Origin of the sequence: Pantoea sp. LMR881, from assembly GCF_027157825.1 — a bacterium.
Taxonomy (GTDB): domain Bacteria; phylum Pseudomonadota; class Gammaproteobacteria; order Enterobacterales; family Enterobacteriaceae; genus Pantoea; species Pantoea haifensis.
On sequence record NZ_JAPVOK010000005.1, the window covers coordinates 15194 to 31960 of the forward strand.

22 protein-coding genes and 1 pseudogene are annotated in these 16767 nt (G+C 45.9%); 6 read left to right on the forward strand and 17 right to left on the reverse strand.

The window, feature by feature from the left end; translation table 11 throughout:
• Positions 1 to 9: 9 nt before the first annotated feature.
• Together O3W44_RS21830 and O3W44_RS21835 are read right to left on the reverse strand one after the other, a co-directional pair.
• Complete coding sequence (locus O3W44_RS21830; protein WP_269294824.1) at positions 10 to 351, reverse strand: baseplate protein; 342 nt, start codon at positions 349 to 351, stop codon at positions 10 to 12.
• Positions 348 to 989, reverse strand: a complete 642-nt coding sequence (locus O3W44_RS21835) for a maturation control protein (protein WP_269294825.1) — start codon at positions 987 to 989, stop codon at positions 348 to 350. Before O3W44_RS21835 ends, O3W44_RS21830 begins: the two co-directional genes overlap by 4 nt.
• Positions 990 to 1301: 312 nt before the next feature.
• Between O3W44_RS21835 and O3W44_RS21840 the strand changes: the two genes are divergently transcribed.
• Positions 1302 to 2318, forward strand: a complete 1017-nt coding sequence (locus O3W44_RS21840; protein WP_269294826.1) for a DUF2806 domain-containing protein — start codon at positions 1302 to 1304, stop codon at positions 2316 to 2318.
• Here the strand turns inward: O3W44_RS21840 and O3W44_RS24740 are convergent.
• The 6 genes and pseudogenes from O3W44_RS24740 to O3W44_RS21870 form a co-directional block, all read right to left on the reverse strand.
• Positions 2319 to 2674, reverse strand: a pseudogene (locus tag O3W44_RS24740) (Ref family recombination enhancement nuclease).
• 89 nt (positions 2675 to 2763) lie between these two features.
• On the reverse strand, positions 2764 to 3564 hold the full coding sequence (locus O3W44_RS21855; RefSeq protein WP_269294828.1) for a hypothetical protein: 801 nt from the start codon (positions 3562 to 3564) through the stop codon (positions 2764 to 2766).
• Positions 3564 to 3809 (reverse strand): hypothetical protein, encoded by a 246-nt coding sequence (locus O3W44_RS21860; protein WP_269294829.1) that lies wholly within the window; start codon positions 3807 to 3809, stop codon positions 3564 to 3566. The genes O3W44_RS21855 and O3W44_RS21860 overlap by 1 nt, the downstream gene beginning before the upstream one ends.
• A gap of 278 nt (positions 3810 to 4087) precedes the next feature.
• Entirely contained in the window at positions 4088 to 4342 is a 255-nt protein-coding gene (locus O3W44_RS25150) for an HNH endonuclease (RefSeq protein WP_442954687.1), read from the reverse strand.
• A 452-nt stretch (positions 4343 to 4794) separates the two neighbouring features.
• Positions 4795 to 5385, reverse strand: a complete 591-nt coding sequence (locus tag O3W44_RS21865) for a hypothetical protein (protein ID WP_269294830.1) — start codon at positions 5383 to 5385, stop codon at positions 4795 to 4797.
• Positions 5386 to 5390: 5 nt separating this feature from the next.
• Positions 5391 to 6419 carry a tyrosine-type recombinase/integrase gene (locus O3W44_RS21870; protein WP_269294831.1) on the reverse strand — a complete coding sequence of 343 codons (1029 nt, stop codon included), beginning with the start codon at positions 6417 to 6419 and terminating at the stop codon, positions 5391 to 5393.
• 609 nt (positions 6420 to 7028) lie between these two features.
• Here O3W44_RS21870 and O3W44_RS21875 point away from each other — a divergent pair.
• From O3W44_RS21875 to O3W44_RS21885, 3 genes are all read left to right on the forward strand, one after another.
• Positions 7029 to 7202 carry a hypothetical protein gene (locus O3W44_RS21875; RefSeq protein WP_269294832.1) on the forward strand — a complete coding sequence of 58 codons (174 nt, stop codon included), beginning with the start codon at positions 7029 to 7031 and terminating at the stop codon, positions 7200 to 7202.
• Positions 7203 to 7515: 313 nt separating this feature from the next.
• Positions 7516 to 7911 (forward strand): hypothetical protein, encoded by a 396-nt coding sequence (locus O3W44_RS21880; protein WP_269294833.1) that lies wholly within the window; start codon positions 7516 to 7518, stop codon positions 7909 to 7911.
• A complete protein-coding gene (locus O3W44_RS21885; protein ID WP_269294834.1) occupies positions 7869 to 8519 on the forward strand; it encodes a hypothetical protein in 651 nt (216 codons plus the stop codon). The genes O3W44_RS21880 and O3W44_RS21885 overlap by 43 nt, the downstream gene beginning before the upstream one ends.
• A 315-nt stretch (positions 8520 to 8834) precedes the next feature.
• Here the strand turns inward: O3W44_RS21885 and O3W44_RS21890 are convergent, their stop codons facing one another.
• From O3W44_RS21890 to O3W44_RS21905, 4 genes are all read right to left on the reverse strand, one after another.
• Entirely contained in the window at positions 8835 to 9455 is a 621-nt protein-coding gene (locus O3W44_RS21890) for a hypothetical protein (RefSeq protein ID WP_269294835.1), read from the reverse strand.
• Positions 9425 to 10141 (reverse strand): hypothetical protein, encoded by a 717-nt coding sequence (locus O3W44_RS21895; protein ID WP_269294836.1) that lies wholly within the window; start codon positions 10139 to 10141, stop codon positions 9425 to 9427. Before O3W44_RS21895 ends, O3W44_RS21890 begins: the two co-directional genes overlap by 31 nt.
• 203 nt (positions 10142 to 10344) lie before the next feature.
• Complete coding sequence (locus O3W44_RS21900) at positions 10345 to 10542, reverse strand: hypothetical protein (RefSeq protein WP_269294837.1); 198 nt, start codon at positions 10540 to 10542, stop codon at positions 10345 to 10347.
• 26 nt (positions 10543 to 10568) lie between these two features.
• Positions 10569 to 11501 carry a hypothetical protein gene (locus tag O3W44_RS21905; RefSeq protein WP_269294838.1) on the reverse strand — a complete coding sequence of 311 codons (933 nt, stop codon included), beginning with the start codon at positions 11499 to 11501 and terminating at the stop codon, positions 10569 to 10571.
• Between the two features lie 292 nt (positions 11502 to 11793).
• On the opposite strand from O3W44_RS21905, the gene parM reads away from it, so the two are divergent.
• Positions 11794 to 12891 carry a plasmid segregation protein ParM domain-containing protein gene (parM, locus tag O3W44_RS21910; RefSeq protein ID WP_269294839.1) on the forward strand — a complete coding sequence of 366 codons (1098 nt, stop codon included), beginning with the start codon at positions 11794 to 11796 and terminating at the stop codon, positions 12889 to 12891.
• Between the two features lie 2 nt (positions 12892 to 12893).
• Entirely contained in the window at positions 12894 to 13496 is a 603-nt protein-coding gene (locus O3W44_RS21915) for a hypothetical protein (RefSeq protein ID WP_269294840.1), read from the forward strand.
• Here O3W44_RS21915 and O3W44_RS21920 read toward each other — a convergent pair.
• The 5 genes from O3W44_RS21920 to O3W44_RS21940 form a co-directional block, all read right to left on the reverse strand.
• Entirely contained in the window at positions 13486 to 13920 is a 435-nt protein-coding gene (locus tag O3W44_RS21920) for a hypothetical protein (RefSeq protein WP_269294841.1), read from the reverse strand. The two genes, O3W44_RS21915 and O3W44_RS21920, sit on opposite strands and share 11 nt — an antisense overlap.
• Before the next feature lie 1468 nt (positions 13921 to 15388).
• Entirely contained in the window at positions 15389 to 15898 is a 510-nt protein-coding gene (locus tag O3W44_RS21925; RefSeq protein ID WP_269294842.1) for a hypothetical protein, read from the reverse strand.
• The gene (locus O3W44_RS21930; RefSeq protein WP_269294843.1) at positions 15841 to 16347 is read right to left on the reverse strand and encodes a hypothetical protein; all 507 of its coding nucleotides are present in this window, start codon (positions 16345 to 16347) and stop codon (positions 15841 to 15843) included. The genes O3W44_RS21925 and O3W44_RS21930 overlap by 58 nt, the downstream gene beginning before the upstream one ends.
• Positions 16335 to 16541, reverse strand: coding sequence for a hypothetical protein (locus O3W44_RS21935; protein WP_269294844.1), 207 nt, complete (start codon positions 16539 to 16541; stop codon positions 16335 to 16337). The genes O3W44_RS21930 and O3W44_RS21935 overlap by 13 nt, the downstream gene beginning before the upstream one ends.
• Positions 16528 to 16758: a hypothetical protein gene (locus O3W44_RS21940; RefSeq protein WP_269294845.1), complete on the reverse strand. Its 231-nt coding sequence runs from the start codon at positions 16756 to 16758 to the stop codon at positions 16528 to 16530. The genes O3W44_RS21935 and O3W44_RS21940 overlap by 14 nt, the downstream gene beginning before the upstream one ends.
• Positions 16759 to 16767 lie beyond the last annotated feature (9 nt).

Consider the following 16767-nt stretch of genomic DNA (forward strand, 5'->3'; position numbering starts at 1 on the left):
AGTACCCTGTTAATCCGTGTCTACTGTGTCGGATACTTCACCGTCATTCGCAAAATGGCGGATGCGGTCACGTAGCCAGGCAAGCGGCGGCATATACAGTGTTTCGCCAACCGGTAAGGGGTCCCATTCGGCCTCAGTACCTGCAATCGTTCGCACGGCCCAGCGAAGTTCATCTGTACCCCATACACGGTGTGCCACGAGATCGGGGCGATACTCTTCTTCTGGCTTAATGTCATAGCCATAAAGGTCACTATCTTGGCTGGTGGATTTAGCCACTACCTCGTTGTGCATGAATGAACGGATTACCGGATCGTCGATATAGCGGTCATCAAGGCGACTGTAATCACTCATAAGATGATCGTGTCCTCATCAATGGTTTTACCTGCCAGCGTTGGCTTTGGTTTCTCTTTGCCATTCTGGTGCTCGGTCAGCCAGTCGCCTCCAGCCTTACGCGGTTCAGGAATGGCCATAGTTGCGGTAACTTGCGATATGTAATCAGCCGAACCGGGGCGGTTATACAACGTGGCGTAAACGCTCAGGATGGTAAGAACGTGGCTGGCGGTGATTTCAGCCCAATTGATGTTGTAAACAGTCTCGCCTTTGGCGTTACTGGTGGTATCGATGAGGCTGGCAGGAATGTCGAATCCTGTACCGGATTGAGGCGTAATGATTGATTTTAAGCGACGCAATTCCTGATAGCGGTCGAGCGCAACGGACAGGACAGGGCGATCATCAAAGTGCTGATCGTTCAACCTTACTTTGCTTGCCCCTGACATCCTGCAAAAGTCGCCTGATACTTCATCCACCAGCACTTTAAAGCCTCTGGCGCGACGGTTGATAAGACGGGGAATCATTTCAGCAATAAGAGAATCACGGGAAGGCTTCAGGGTGATAGCATCACCCATAACCAGAATGCCATCGGTATACACAGATTCCAGTAGCATAGGCTTGCTCTGCGATAGCGAGGCGACGAGAATTTTTTGAACCATAGAGATACACCTTCAGAAAGAAAAAAACCGCCAATAAAGGCGGTTTTTTCGTTGCTGTGGTGATTTCGGCTGTCGCGCTGAAAATTGTACAAGAAGTAAATTTGTTGCCGTCGAAAGCAACACCCCAACCAAAACCGCCGCAGCAAAAACATATTAGATAAATAGTCAGATATATGTCAATTATATTTTCCCAAATGGCTTATTCATACAATATATGCTTAAGTTATAATCAGTGACCGGCAGAGATCGTTAAAAAATGTTATAAAATTGAAAACCAAATAAAAATATAGATATAAATGGAGGTATAAAACGATGTTAGAAGGATTCCCGTTTAAAGCAGAAATCAGCAAGTTATTAAATGAAAGCATGCCCAATGGTATAGACAGGATATGGGTTAAAATATTTGGCAAAAAGCAAGCGGAAATTAATGCAGACATTTTAAGAATAGAAACGCAATCTAAAGCAGAGGAAAGATTATTTAACGCCCAACTCGGAGTGGCCGAAAAGCTCATTGAAAGTGGAAAGGCTGTATATAATCCCGAAACGAAAGCTGTAATTTTATTAGATTCGCTTAGCTCTAAAGCTGATATAGATGAAACGACTAATCTCCTAGGATGCTTTGTACCGGCTGTTAATGCGCTGGAAGCAAAAGGAACAACCTCAACCAAGCCAGTCTCTAATGAGTTTATCAATAGGTGGAGAGATGAAGCTAAACTGATTGAAAGTGAAGATTTAAGGTTGATTTGGGGGCATTTATTAGCTGAAGAGGTAAGGCACCCAGACTCAATATCACTAAGGACACTTGACGTATTAAAGAATCTTTCTAGAGAAGAAGTTGATTTGTTTGTAACGATCTGCCCATTTATTCTAGACGGCTGGTCTATACCTGAAGCCATTGTAGTTGAAAATGATAATTATATAATACTGAGTGAGGCTGGTTTAATAAGCCATCGCGATACGCCATACCACCAGCATTGGAATGATTCTAAGTTAATAACTGAAGATGGAAGACTTATAAGCGGCCATGTAATAAATACTGGTGAATTTTTAATTCGCGCTGATAACATGACCGGTGATATTCCAGAAACACGCGTATATCAACTTACTAGGGCTGGAGCGGAGATTTATAAAATAGCATCCCAAGATATGACATCTAATTTTGAAGACATTACCTTAGCAATTGTTGGTTCAAGCAACGTAATTGGTGACTTATATTTTTTCAATCCCCCTGTAGGTAATGAGATAAATTTGGCTGAGGATTTATTAGAAGTAACTCATCAGACGAATGATCCCGAACCCTCAAGTCTTTATGCTGATCCTAAAGAGTAATCAGCCTAACACAAGTCCATTTGCCATGCGCTGAATTAGCGCATGGCAAAGTTCTAGGAGAAATCCTTGCGTGTTGTTGTGTTTTTCAAAAGCTACTCTGCCTCCAACATTCCCGCAGGCATGGACCGGAACCAGCCACGGATAACAGGTGCGAACTGCCAGCGGTGCGGCGTGCTGGTGGTGATAAACACACAGAGGGAGAATCAAAAGTGCGCGCCTTCTTTTGTTCGCCCTTCAATGTGATGCAGACTAATCTCAAGGGTTTGCTTTCCATTTAGAAGGCAGGCAATACAAGGGAGTTTGCCCATCTTATCCATAAAGTGCCGCTCAGCAGCGGTAGGTGTACGTCCGTTCATTGTGTACCCGTTAAATATACAGTTAATAATTCACTAATTAGTAAAATAGGGCGATAGCCATTCACCCTATGTAAGTAGGTGCGCGTTACTTATTCAATAGGGGCGGTAGCCGGTGCTGATCCTTCAGGCGCTGGCTCATTAGTAGTTGGTGCCGATGATTCGGCTGATGGTACTGGAGCAGGCGCAGCTTCAGCATTAGCTTTAGATTCTGCGATGGCATTTTCAAGGATACGTTTAGCGTCTTCTTCTGAAATGCCGCAGACAGCATACGCATCCAGTGCTGGAACAGGTTGCAGGCGCTCGGCATCAGTGGTGTTTTGCGCAATCCAGTCAATGCACCAGTCGCTAAGATAAATTAACTTAGCGTCATTTGAATCTTTCGACTCACGCAGCAGATACGCTTTGCGGCCAACACCAGCTACGCGAATAGCAGTGCGGCAAATTGCCTCAAACAGATTTTGTGAGGTTTCACTTACTGGTTCATTTTCACCAAATGTCCAGCCGTTGTTTTTAAAATCAGTTACGCCATAAAACGTTACATACTCAACGCGCCATTGACCAGCAAGATGGCCACCGTCCAGTAATACAGGGCTAACGATCAGGCCAAGTTTGCGCATAAGCACATGACAGAATGCAGGGTTTTTATGCGGAGCCAGTTGCATCATATTGGCAAACTCTGAGTAATCCGGTGTGATGCCAGCAGCAACAGGTTTAGGAATCCAATAATGAGTGCCATCCTCACCAACAAAAATATTTGCTGCGCCCTGGCTTGCATCGGGATCATGGCGCAAGCCAGCAATCGCAGCCAGCAGGCAGGCCGTATCGTGAATGGTTGCCTGACCTTTCTTGTTAAGGGTAATGCTCAGTGCTTCATTGATGATGTACTTCATTATCGTGCCTCAAATGGATTTATTCGTTTAACTGGCGCTGGAGTGGCGGCATTGTCACCAAAAGCCATAGTGATCCGGCTGATTACGTCGCCAAACTTAGATTCAACTTCTGATTTGCCGCGTATGGCCACTGCTTCATCCGCTTCTGCAACGAACGCTTGCGCACGCTCGATGGACCGCATCGGGTAATCTATTGCGATAAAGCTAAGCGCATCAGAGCCGGGGCCGCTGGTGGACAGTTGCACGCCTAACACAACGATGGGGAGTCATGCTTCATACCAGCGGCAAGTGAAACTTTGCTGCCGTTTATAGTGAATGTCTTGCTTGAAAAAATTTTAGCCATGCTTCCCCCGTTAAGTGCTGCGGTAGCATAGCAAATAAATCATCTATTAGAAAAATAGCCCTAAATTTAGGGGCGTGTGACCCTACTCATTATAAGCAGCAAATGCAGCCCATCTTTCAGACAATGCGGTAGTGTTAATTGCCCAAATCTTTGGGTTTGCTATAACCAAACCATGAATATTCAGAAACTGACGCAGATCTTGCGAACGTGGACGGTCAGCGTTAAAGGATGAATGCAAAAGGCGTGAGCGTCATAGGCTTTATGCAACCAAGACACTAAAGCCACTCCATTACCCGGAGTCATACCTCCGCCTTTAGAAAAGGCTGTGATATGAGCGGCCTCAACGGAAGTAGTTAAGTCGGTAACGGCACATTTCCAGCCAAAATTACCAAGTACATAGTTTCGAAAGTGGGATTGACCATTACGAACGGTCACTCTACGCAATGCTTTTAAATTTTTTGCTCGCAACTGGCGCCAGGCACTAATATGTCCACTATGTAGGATAAATAACGGCTGGCTTACATCGTTAGCTTGCGTAACGACAGGTATCCAACCATGCGGTTTCCATAATGGTACATCATCACGCTTAATAACTTGTGGATGTCTGCCCTATCACCATATGGCTAGCCGGTTGTAGGGGCCAGAACAAAAGCACCTTTCTCACCTACCAATTCTGAAGGCCACCAGCTCCAACCGGACGGCGCGGGAAAGCCTTTAGGGTTATAGCGATACCATGTGCCACCAGTTTTAGAATGAAGTTCCAGCCCTTCTAATTTTATTGGCCATCTGCAACCGGAAGCCGTGGAAAAATGCTGATATAGGTATTCAATAGCCTGCTCTCTGGTGGTCAAATTTGTTAGCCTCTTACGCGCAAGCCTTATAGGTAATTAACGAATTTTAAACGTGCTACCGCTCTTATCAATCTCGCTTAACGATAAACTAATTCTGGCAATTTCATTAACTATTGGAGGGATTTCAAATTCCTCGTCTAAAAGTTTGAAAATTTCATCACCCATAAAATAAGCACGGAAGGTATGTCCGGCGGTTTTACCTTCTTTCAGGCGTGGGCCAACATATTCGGGAACAATTATGCCATTTATTCCACTAGATAAATAGTTGTCTAATCTTTCATCGAAATGCTCTATAGCATTACGCAGCCCGCGATCTTTAAGGGCACTACTGTCAGAGATTTTTAAAGCCTTTCTCAAAAACTCCCCTCTGGGAAAATGGTCTTTCCTTACTGGCCAAAAATATCTTGATAATGCTCCGCCTTGAATCACGATATTTTGCATCTCGTTTAATATTTCTCGGTGAGACAATTTTAATGTGTCTTCAAATGTAGGTTTTTCAGGCAAGACACTAAACAAACTGTTTATTTTGTGTGCTGAATCAATTGCGGATTCGCAGCAAAAGGACATGCTTCTAATATAAAATGAGTGGTACGGGATGCAGTAGGCTGCATTTAAATCTATAGCCACAGGATTTAATCCTCATCTTCCATATGTTTTATCATTGCGCCCTTATGGGCCTCTACGTGTCGTATATATCCCATCAGCGTCTCGGTTTTACGCCAGGTGCCTTCCTGCATGATTTCCGCCACGCTAAAACCTTTGTTTGTCATATCCTGCGCTGCGCCAACGCGGGCACTATGGCCACTCCATCCGGCATAGCGGTTTTTATTCGTCTTGACTGTTTCATCATTCCCGGACAACTGCCAGGCGCGCACAAAAATCTCTTCCATTGAGCGTGTACTGAATTTATGCGCATCACTGGTCAATGGCTTGTTCGTTCTGTGCACCCGGCAGAATATATATGCCTCTGGCTTGTCGAACAGAGCCGCAGCCTCAAGCCATTCTGTTAGCCGTTTACTGGAGCGGGCACTAAGCGCCTTGATCACACCGCTGGCATTTACGATGGTTTTTGTATATCTCACATCAATAATAAACCGGCCATCTTCAGCGCGAGACAAGTCTTTAACACGGATGCGCGATATCTCGCTGATACGCATCAAGGTGCTGTATGAAACATGCAGAAAAGCCAAATCGCGAAGGTCCTGCAAGCGGGGAGAGCTGCCCCATAACTCATCGAACTTCATAAGGTCCGTTTTACGGAACGGTAGCGCCTGGCCGGTTCGCTCACCAGACATCACCGCAGTACGGTTGATTTTCTTTATAGCGCGAGTTACATCCGGGGAAGTATTTGGCGCGACATAACCTGCGTTACGGTGTAACAGAGAAATCATGGCGGCGTGTTGTTTGATAGTTGATGAAGCGCGGCCTGACTCCTGAAGGTAAATTAAATAAGCGCGCAAATCCTCCGAAGACATAGGTAAGAACGAGCGGCCATATTCCATCGCCCATCGGTTACACACCCGCATGACCGATAATAGCTGCTTCCAAGTATTTTCTGAGTAGGCATCTTTATCCTTAATAAAATTCCTGAGCCGTAATGCCAGGTCTTCACTGTTATTAAAAGTCGTTAGTACATTCCCGCGTTTAGATATTCCGCCCATTAATTCCTGCTTATTTTTATGTCTTAACAATTGGCGTCGCTACGTGAATTCTGAGAAACCAACAAGGTACTAGCTCTAAAGAATTCACGTAGACGCGCCATTTCACTAATAGCTATTGAGACAGGTCAAAATCACCATTTTCAGCCACCAGCACTAAGCAAAGCGATCATATGATCAAATGATCATCAGCTTGCATACCGGTCATCTAAACCGAGATAAACCCAACAGCGACAGCTTTTTAGTATCCGTTGTTGCTGGTGGGCATGACCGATCACAAAAAATGATCACTATGTACTTTTGTAAATTATACGCCTAACTTCGCATAACTGCGATTATGCGAGGTTAGCAATCCAATGTCAAAAATGGGCCATAGTGTGCCAGACAACAACCGTACAATTTGAATATGTACCTTATGAAATCATTGCAATTGCAACTATCAGACTAATTACGGTCCATTAAGATAACCAAACGATGAATTATATAAGTTTTATCTGAAACCCGATTTTAAATAGACAACCGATCAAAACTCGATAGAATGCATATGGTTATTTTCCTAACCAGTAATTAATTAGCAACGCCTCTTACATTCGGACGTGGACTGAGTAGTAAATGATTGATAAAAACCAAGTAAAACAAGCGGCTAAAGAGCACTTTATTAACCTGAAATCATCTGGCGCTGCTGCAATGTTACTGTCGGTACTAAATGCAATTTTCCCGACAACTGACCGCAATGAAAAGGTCCGACGCCTCGATCTAATTATGGATGTTGTCGCCACCGCCTGACCTCCCACTAGCTTGTTTCAATAATATTTTCTGTACTATCCCACCAATTTCAAATCGGTTCTAAATGTTCAATAAATTAGCATTACAGTAGTGATGCTAATTGGAACCGGTACACATAATCCACACTAAGAATTATCTGCAATTAGAACGATTGGCCCTAAATCGGGCTTAAACAGCCCGTTTGTAACCTCTGTTTGCGGTTTCCTTACCTTATTTGATGTGGCTATTTTTCTAATAGTGATTTAGATTAACAACCACAAACATTAGTATCGTATGTCAATAAAATTGCGCTTTTATAATAAAGGTAAGTCACATGAACACCGTCGAACTTGATCTAGCTTACAAAGCGTTTCTTAAGGTTCGCCAGGAATGGATTTCCACTTTGCTCGATTTCACACAGTATCCAGAGACAGAACAGCCTGAAGCCATTACGCGCCCTGTGGCGCTGGTGGGCGGTCCAGAATCAGGTGGAGTGAAGACGCTGGAGAAGTTAAAGCACCTTCAGCGCGAGTGGCAGCGTTTCTATGATCTGGCGGAAGAGTATCGCGAAAAGAAAGTTTCCCCGATCCCTAAAAAAGCATGTATCACCCGGTGCCGTTTATTGCGCCTGAATGTGATTTTGTTGTGGTGGCCATTAATCCCGGTGCAAATACAGTTAAATGGTACGTGGAAAAGGTACTCGGCCTTATTCAGAAACAAATCAACGTAACCGAGCGGGCAATACGTGGCGCATCCCCGGCTGACGCTGCGGCGCTTGAAGACAAGCTTTTGCTACTGGAGAGCGATTTATCGCGCTTTCAGAAATTCCCTGAAGGCACAAAGCTGGTTCGCCGTCAGGATGGTTACATTGACATTACTATTAGCCTGAAAGACAAGGCGACACTGGAGGAAGTAAAAACTGTATCCAGTATCTTTGACGGTTTTGTCGAGCGTGACTTAATGCGCGTTGGCCAGTATGGCTGCGTTATTCAGGAACCGGCGCTTAAATACAAGCTGGCCATCTATGATCGCGGCGAAGCGAGCGCAGATAGTTCACGCACCATTTATGACAAAATAAAGCCGGTCCCATGCTCAGTTATGGCTGACAACGTGTCGCTTTACCTTGAAGACGATGTGAATGAAGCAAAAGCGCGGGCGAAGGCTGAAGCACTGGAAAACAAGCGTGCTATGCGCCGTATTTACTCAACACGCGCCTATGATGTGAAGCGTAATAAAATGGGTAAAACGGTAGTGCCGCTAAACCCTAACAGCCGGTCAGTTAAGCGCGTCACACGCCGTATGAAGCTGTCAGAGTTAGCGGAGCCAATGGACTCTTAATTCTATCCAGTAAATTCTAAGAATTATGCTTTTAAGAAGCTAAATTTGGCGCTTTAGTAGCCACTTACTCAAAAGGAATGTAGGTATGTTTAAAATAATAGGTTTTGTGATTGGCTGGTTTCTAGCCTCTATTTCTATCACTGCTAGTCCGCTCAGCCCTCTTGGTTTTATGTGCTCACTAATTTGCGCCTTAGCCTTTCTCTTTGTGGGTCATAGTATTGATAAATCTCGCTCAGCAAAGTGACTTCTGGCCTGTTTGCAGTATTTTTTAGGTAAGTATTTACTTACCTGTCAAATCCCCACCAGATACAGGCGCTATGCTGCGCCTGCTTCATCATAATCATCCAAATACTTAAGTGCCTCCACTCGCACGTTTTCACGGTCAAAGCCGCTGTCATCGTTCGCTGCTTCGTAGGGCATCAGCCAGGCAAAACAATATGTGTCAAAGTGGTCAGGTGATTTGATGTTTAACTTCTGGCGCATGATCACCTTTTTCATTATCACGTTCTGGCCCATCTCGTTAATGTCGCAAGGTATTTTAGACGCCTGTTCTGCTGCTTTACCGCTGGCGTCGAAACGCAGACGACCGGAACGGATGGCATCGCGCGCCATGATCGAGGCAAACGCACGCTGATTGGCGAAACGTTTCCTGTCTTCATATGAGTGCATTACCTTGCCCCAATTGATGCGTACCACCTCCTGTCCCAGCTTTTGCAATTCGCGCACTGTGGCATCGCCTATGCCATCAGAGTCCACGCCAATAGTGATGTTGGGATACTTGTCGTGGGTACACTCGTTAAAGATGAAGTGGGCAAACTTAACAGGATGGCAGTCGCCGGTCATTTCCATCACCTTGAACGGCACAAGACGGCGCTTGTGGCGATCACCTGATACGCGGAAAATGCTCAGTACCGATTTATCACGACCGTTGCCCACGTCAGCGCACGCAATCCAGCCCCAACCCTTATGCAAAAGCACTTTGCGGCGCATAGCTCGCTCACATTCATCACGGCCCAACAGGAAGCCGTGAGCATTGCCAGGAACCGGCCCAATACCTTAATCTGATATTCAGGACTATCACGTCCGCCATACTCCGCCAGCTTGTCCATGATAAATTCAGGCTCAACCCAGGGGGATTCTTCAGAGTTGAGCGTGATCGCCGTCCAGCGGCCTTTTGGATTGTCCTTAGTGCGCGCAAGCTTATGATGTGTGTCGTAAAAGAATCCGCTCGGACGTGTTGGCTGGCTCAGCAACACCATGCGGTTATCTTTCTGCGTAAGTGCGCCGGTCATGACGCCGAACGCCTTATCGCCTACGCCTGACGCCTCATCGACCACGTAAAGCAGATGGTGTGCGTGCTCACCCGCCAGTGCTTCTTCGTTACCACGGCGATAGCCTTTTGCCTTTACGGTCCAGCTACCCTTTGATGTGATTTCATAGAACGTGGTATCAGTCAGGACAAAGTAATTCTGAAGCCACGGCTGTCGCCTGACGGCTTCTTTCCAGTTACTACGGAGATACTTGAAAACACCATCCATAACCTGCTGAATTTTGTTGGCCACAATAACGGCGCGCGCATCTTTGTGAAGCATAAGGAACAACAGGATCATGATACTGGTCATGTCCGATTTGCCTGTGCCGTGCCCGGAGGCTACAGACGTTCGGCTACCCTGCTCTTGTGCGGATAAGAGAATTTCGTCTTGCTGGTGGCTCGGTATCTTGCCAAATAGTTCGACAGCGGCAAGGCCCCAATTGTAGCGATACCTGATTACCATTTCCCGCCAGCGCGGGTCAGATGTCACCGAGCGGATTTTCTTCTTACGGCTCAATCTTCATCATCCTCGCCGTACATGTCGCTGGTGGCGTCTAAATCAAATTCTTCGTCGTCTTCAAAGTCAGCCCCGATAAACTCACCTTCACGGCCCTGACCTTCACTATCGAGATCGCCATATCCGTTGCCATCAACAATGCTGGCCACCAGCGCGCGGCGGTCAGCCAGGAAATCTTCTTTCCCTGCCTGCATTTCACGGTATTTACGCGCTTCAGCGTCTATTTGTTCTTCCGAAACCTCCCTGCGTTATCGTCCACTTCAGGCGGCTTATTGGCCTCAATGCGCGCCATAGCCATGATGTGAGACGGCACCTTGCCGCCCATCGACTCTATAAACGCAGCCATTTCGCCGTAGCTTAATTCAGGGTTTCGTTTCTGCATTTCGTAAGCTAGGGCAACCGTGTTTAACACCTCCATTTTGGTGTTATGTACTTCTTCATCACGGCTGGTTTTGAGCATGTTGGTGCGCATATGCGCAATTGATTTGGCTGTTTCGCTAATACCGGCGCTGGCGTTGATTAACATCTGGAGTGTTTTGTGGTGCGGATGCAGCCCGCCGCCACCGTCCTCGTCATCTTTATCGCCTTCCAATGCTTCGGCATCTTCATCAAGGCGATCCATTGAGCGATTACGCGCGCGCTCTATCAGGTTCAGATGTGCATAGGTTTTAGCAATTAACCTGGCATCAAGCGTATCAAAGAAATTTTGGTCTTCCATTTCCGCCAGGACATCGTTCATATCCTGAATGCGTGGGCGTGCGTAACGACCATGAATAATGGTGTATTCATTATTACGGGCAAACCGGCGACCGCCTCGCGGTAACGGGATATGAATCAGGTCTGAATCATCAACGCCATCTGGCGACGGCTGCATGATCATTTTGTCGTTTCGATGATCGCGATCATTTTCCGCGTCCTTATTGGCTCGCGTCTCACGCTCTAATTTCGCAGCCCCTTTGCTGGCGCGGCCTGCGGAGTTGTTTGTTTTGTTTTTTGACTGTCTTTTATTGTCCTGATCAGGGGTGTGATCGCTCGAATGATCGCGCTTTTGATCACTGTATTGATCGCTTTTCCCCGCCTTCGCTTTTATGCCTTTTAGCTGAACGCGCGCAGTGTTCGCATTCAGCCCATGCGCCTCTGCATATTCGCGCACAGTTAGACCCTTGCGCTCAAGGCACAACGCAGCATATCGCGCTCTGTGTTCGTCCCAGGTCATTTGTAAGATTTGTCTATTGAACTAATTAATTTAGATATTACACAAGGTGAGTTAAACCAGACAAAATAATGAGATAAACGATTTCTAATTCATTAGAAGCAATTATTTGATTGCACTTTACGCGATTAATACGCATTTATCCCTCAAATGCAATTGTATTATTGCGGCCATGATCACGGTACGCTACTCTGTCAGTGCATTTTCCTAACAACAAAAGAGAACGTAGATTATGAGTAATAAAGCCCCTGTTTTAGTCGGCATGGATTGCGGCTCTGGAAACGTGGCAACAATCATGGAAAAGGATGGCAAAATGCAGGTGCGGCTAACACCTTCATACGTCCGTTACTTACCTGGTGTGTTAAAAGAGACTGAATCCCGTAATTCATGGGTAACGATTGGTAGCGATGGCTCTGAAGCCACCTATGCCGTTCAGTCGAAGGCTATTAATGCAGTTGATACTCGCACAAAAGATTATCAACTTAGTGCTGCCTGTCGGGTGCTGGTCGTCAATGCACTTGCCGGACTTGGCTTATCTGGACAAAAGGTGATCATCGCCGATACGCTTCCAGCCGATCAATTTTATGATGATAACAATGCTGTAAACCGCGCTCATATTGAGTTAAAGCGCCAATCCCTTTTGACTGCGGTTAAAAATGCCAATAAGGACATCGCATCCCCGATTATCGTTGATGTTCGCATTATGCCTGAAGCCGTAACCGCCTTTAACGCTGCGTTGTATACCGAAAGCGGCGACGTTGAACCGCGTCTCGATGGCGTGCGAGACGTAGTTATTGTGGATATTGGTCGCTACACAATTAACTATGCTCACCTCGATTGCGAAACGCAGGATACCTATGCACGCGAAACGACTGACCAGGGTGCGCATGTCTTTTTGACGCGGATGAAACAGCTAATGATTGAGGCTGCTGAAGCGGCTGAAATTGCCCTTGCTGCTGAAACTATCCGTAGTATGACCCTTGATGATGTTGATGCGATTGCTCGTAGTGGCTATTACGGATCGCCTGTAGAAGCATTGAAGCATAAACGCATTCAACTGGACGAAATTATGTGTGCTGCCGCATCCAGCTACGCCAGCGAAATTCGCTATAAACTTGGAGTTGTCGTGCCACAACTTGCAAATGCCGATGCCCTGATTGTTGTAGGTGGCACGGCAAATTACATTGGGGGCCTGCTGCGTGACCTACCAAACTTTGTAGCAGACTGGCATGACAATGTGGTTATCCCTTACCAGCCACAATCTGCTAATGGCCGTGGCGCTTTCTTCGCGTTACAGGCTGAATTTGAAGAAGAGACTCAAGGCGTTTAATCATGACTGAAGCCCGCAAACGTAATCTCCACCAGCTTAATTTAGACAAGGTAGCCGCTCACAGCCCATCAGGGCGGCGCTTTGTGGACAAGATTAAAGGTACAGAAGTGCTTGCTGACCGGCAGGCGTTAATGATGAATGTCATCGCTAACGGCAACCTGCTGGAAGAGTCTGGCTTGCTCAACCTGTTTCGCTTAATGGATACAGAAGAATTCGCTGCAAAAGATCGTGCAGCCCGCATGAATGAGATTCTTCGCGGCGCGCAATTTTTTGCTGGTCAGAATTCCCCTGAAGCTCCACCAGCGGCAACAGTAACAAGCCATTCACGCGCAGTTCTGACATTTGCCGATCTTGAGCGTGAACTGCTGGATGATAATGGTTTGCTGGCTAAAGCGCCTACCAGTGCGCGCGCTGCACTTCTGGATAAGGTGATCGGAAAATACGAGATCGCTGAAGAAGTACCGGAACCGGCTGTATCAAATCAGTCACCAGCAAAACGCACCAGCGAGGCAGCGCCAACAATGGATTCTGTAGAAGATAATGGAGATTCTTCAACGCCTCTTCCTTCCAAAAAGAATAAGCGCGTGATCACCTTCAAACGGTAAGCGTCATTCTTTTATGAACCAAATCTTTTTGTATTGACTGGTATAAGGCTCTGACTTCGCGCATGGCCTTATCTCTTTGCCTCTTAGTCAACTTCTTCCAGGGATTAGGCATGTTTGCGTGATCGCGAACGATTGCCGTCTGGCTGATATCCGTCTTCCTGCCGTGTCGAAACTTGAAATAGCGACAACTGATACTTTTCAGATGGAACGTGCGTGGGCGAACGTCATTGTTCATTACACACTCAGCCTGATCGGAAACGTAAAAGCCTCTTAGGCGGATATAAATGTCATGGTTTTCTACAAGGAGGTGCGGGTAAAGCCTGGAAAGGATCGTGGTGAGTTCAGGCGCTGAAATTGGCCGGTTGATACTTAGCATGTAATCTGCCACTTCCGCACTGTTAATGCGTGGGCGCGTATCGGTCATTCACCCCCTGAAAACGTACTTATGACTATTTGTCTAATAACTTTCTGCGGGTGATTTTAATCGCACCCTTGTTCCTTTATCAACCTGATAGACAAAGAAATCTCATAAATGTTATGGGAAATGAAAATAATATTTAATCATTATACTAATTAATGAATTAGTATCTAAAGATAGCCTTATGCTTATACACTTCTCGGCTTTTTATCCTGTATAACGTTTTATGAAAATACACCGGGAAAGTTGTCACGGTTCAGGTTTGCGTGTTGATTTGGTTTTGTTGCTCTAGATGTAGTTAGGGATGTATCACAGCAATAACTAGCTGCTACAAAGCTTTAAAATAAGCCTTCAAATAGCTTCCGTTCATGGGTGGGGGCGTTAACCGATAACCTCGTTTACATTTCCGCGCCATAACGCAAAAGCGAGTGTGTTAGTATTCTTTTAATGCGGGAAACAAAGAGAAGCAGACACAAAAAACCGCAATTAAGCGGCTCTTTTGTGAGCAAGGATTCGCAGGTCCCTGCTCTGAAGAAGCAATTCGCAGTTGCAACTTCTTTCGCTGCGCAATGTGGTTAGCACAGGCGGTTACTCATGGGTAATCCTATCTATTTACTAATGCCCTGTAAATATCCACTGGTTATTATCTGTGGATAAAGTCTGTGGATAAGCTCTATTTAAGACTCATCATGGGCAGAAATGGATACATTCAATTCTAATTTTCATAGAATGCAACAATTGTAAATACGTTTATTAGCTGATTTGCTTAATTTTTTAGTTGAGACGTGTGGTAAATGTTTGCTGTAATTTAATGAACCTTTCCAGTTAGCCTCGCAGGGCTAATGATCGGTTTGGGAAAGGAATAATGTTTTTCGTGGCACAGGCGGTTACTCTCCCTTGCGGCTCTGACAGATACCGGTCTTGGTCAAAGCACACGAATTAATCCGAGGGTAATCAGATGAAGGCTTTTAAAAGTGTCTTTATCACGATCCTGATTGGGTTGACTTCACATGAAATAGCTCAAGGCGGGTGGAACATTTCCACCAGCATTGAAACTAACATTCATGTGAACCAACTCCGTTAATGACGTGTGCCGCCGCTTATTTAGTGCGGCTTTTCCTTTTCCCCAATTAATTTCCTCAAATGGTCATCTTTACCAGATTAAGGAACGTATAACCTCCTTAACGTACAATAATTTTCGATATCCAAACTGACCCCTAATTACAAAATCACTTATCAACACAGGAAAAATGGCCAAACCAGATCTGAAGAGGTTATTTTGCCAAGTGACAGTGAACCGACCAATGAAGAAGTGTATGAAGCCGTGCGTAAGATACAGCAAGGCACAGTAGCACCAGTGCTGAACAAAATGCCCTAGCAAGTTATTCAATAATTTCCGTTGTTCCCTATCCTTAAGCAGCATAGTCAAAAGCCACCGCCTATGGTGGCTAAATATTGGCTGGCGGGCCTTGTGCTATTGCTGCGAAGGATTGCGCTGAAGATGCGCCGCGACAGTGAGAGCCAATATGGTTAAATTTCCAATCCGGCTTTTCTCATACCGAATGCGGTTATCCGTTGTTAACGTAACCACGTTACTGGCAAAATACTCATCCATTTCCTCTCGGTGATTTTGCGTGAGAAAGTGAATTCCTCTATGAGTTAGTAGTCCCTCAATAGTGCTATAGGCTAATGCCTTCATGTTGGCGAACGTCTTATCACCTGGCATATATACACTAAGGCGCACAGACTGCACTGTACGGCCATTAGAACCCGCTGCCAGCTTATCCGCGATATCTCTTCCAATTCCATCCTGGCATACCACTAGCGAACCGCTTTTATCGCGCGTCCATTCAAGAAAGCTTTCGGCAATTTCTTTGGTAGTTTTACCGGCGCTGCGGATATCCAGATCGCGAAAAATATACTCGCCTAAAAATTCCGTAACACCGATCCGGGCAAAAAGAGTTTGTCTTGCTGTGGATGGCAAACGAGATAGTTATAGCGTGCGGTTGGCACGATGCGCGCCGTTGTTGCAAGTTTGCCAGTAACTGTAACGCTATTAGCTTTAACGTATTGAGGCTTCGCAAATGATTGCAGGCGAAGTTTAAAAGAATCAAAAAATCGCTTCACGACAGTTGGGCTAGCCGCTGAAGTGGTAGATGATAGCTTGTGCTTCTTTAGCTCCAGGCGCTCTACCTTTCTACGTAGGTGATACACCTCACCTTTATGCATGTAATTAGCAAAGAAGTAGTTAAATGCATCCTTAGCTTTGTCGTCTATATCTCCTTCAAATTCCAGCCTGCCGTTTACTTCGCGAATTTTGCAATTACCAATGCATAGCGTGAGTGGCGCTGGTTCAAATGTCTTAATGGGAAGAACATAACTATTCTGCCCTTTGTATTTTGCTGCGTTACCGTTTTCTGTCATTTTTTCCATGATTTTGTGTTCTTTGTTAACCGTTTCCGGCTGCTGCGGTAGGTGGCGCTGCCATATATGAGCGCCAGAAGGCTTGATACAGTGGCGATAATTCCGGCCTGGTGCGTGCCCCACGTTGCGCCAGACGCCAGCGCAATAAGCAATCCCCACGTAAGGAACGCCAGCGAAACCACCAGCGCCTTAAACAATTGCATCCCGCTTCACCTTGTCACCTAATCGCCAGCATTCCAGCGTTGAACAAATGGCGCTTGGCACTTCGTTAAAATGTGACTGAAGAATGTCGCTGCGTTCTTTTACTGCGCCAACTAGTTTACCGTTGACGAAAACTAGCTGTTCGCCAACCTCAAACCGAAACGTGACGCCACTATCGTCTGCTGGCCAACCGGGCACGTAAGGGGTGATAATTTTCATTAGCAGGCG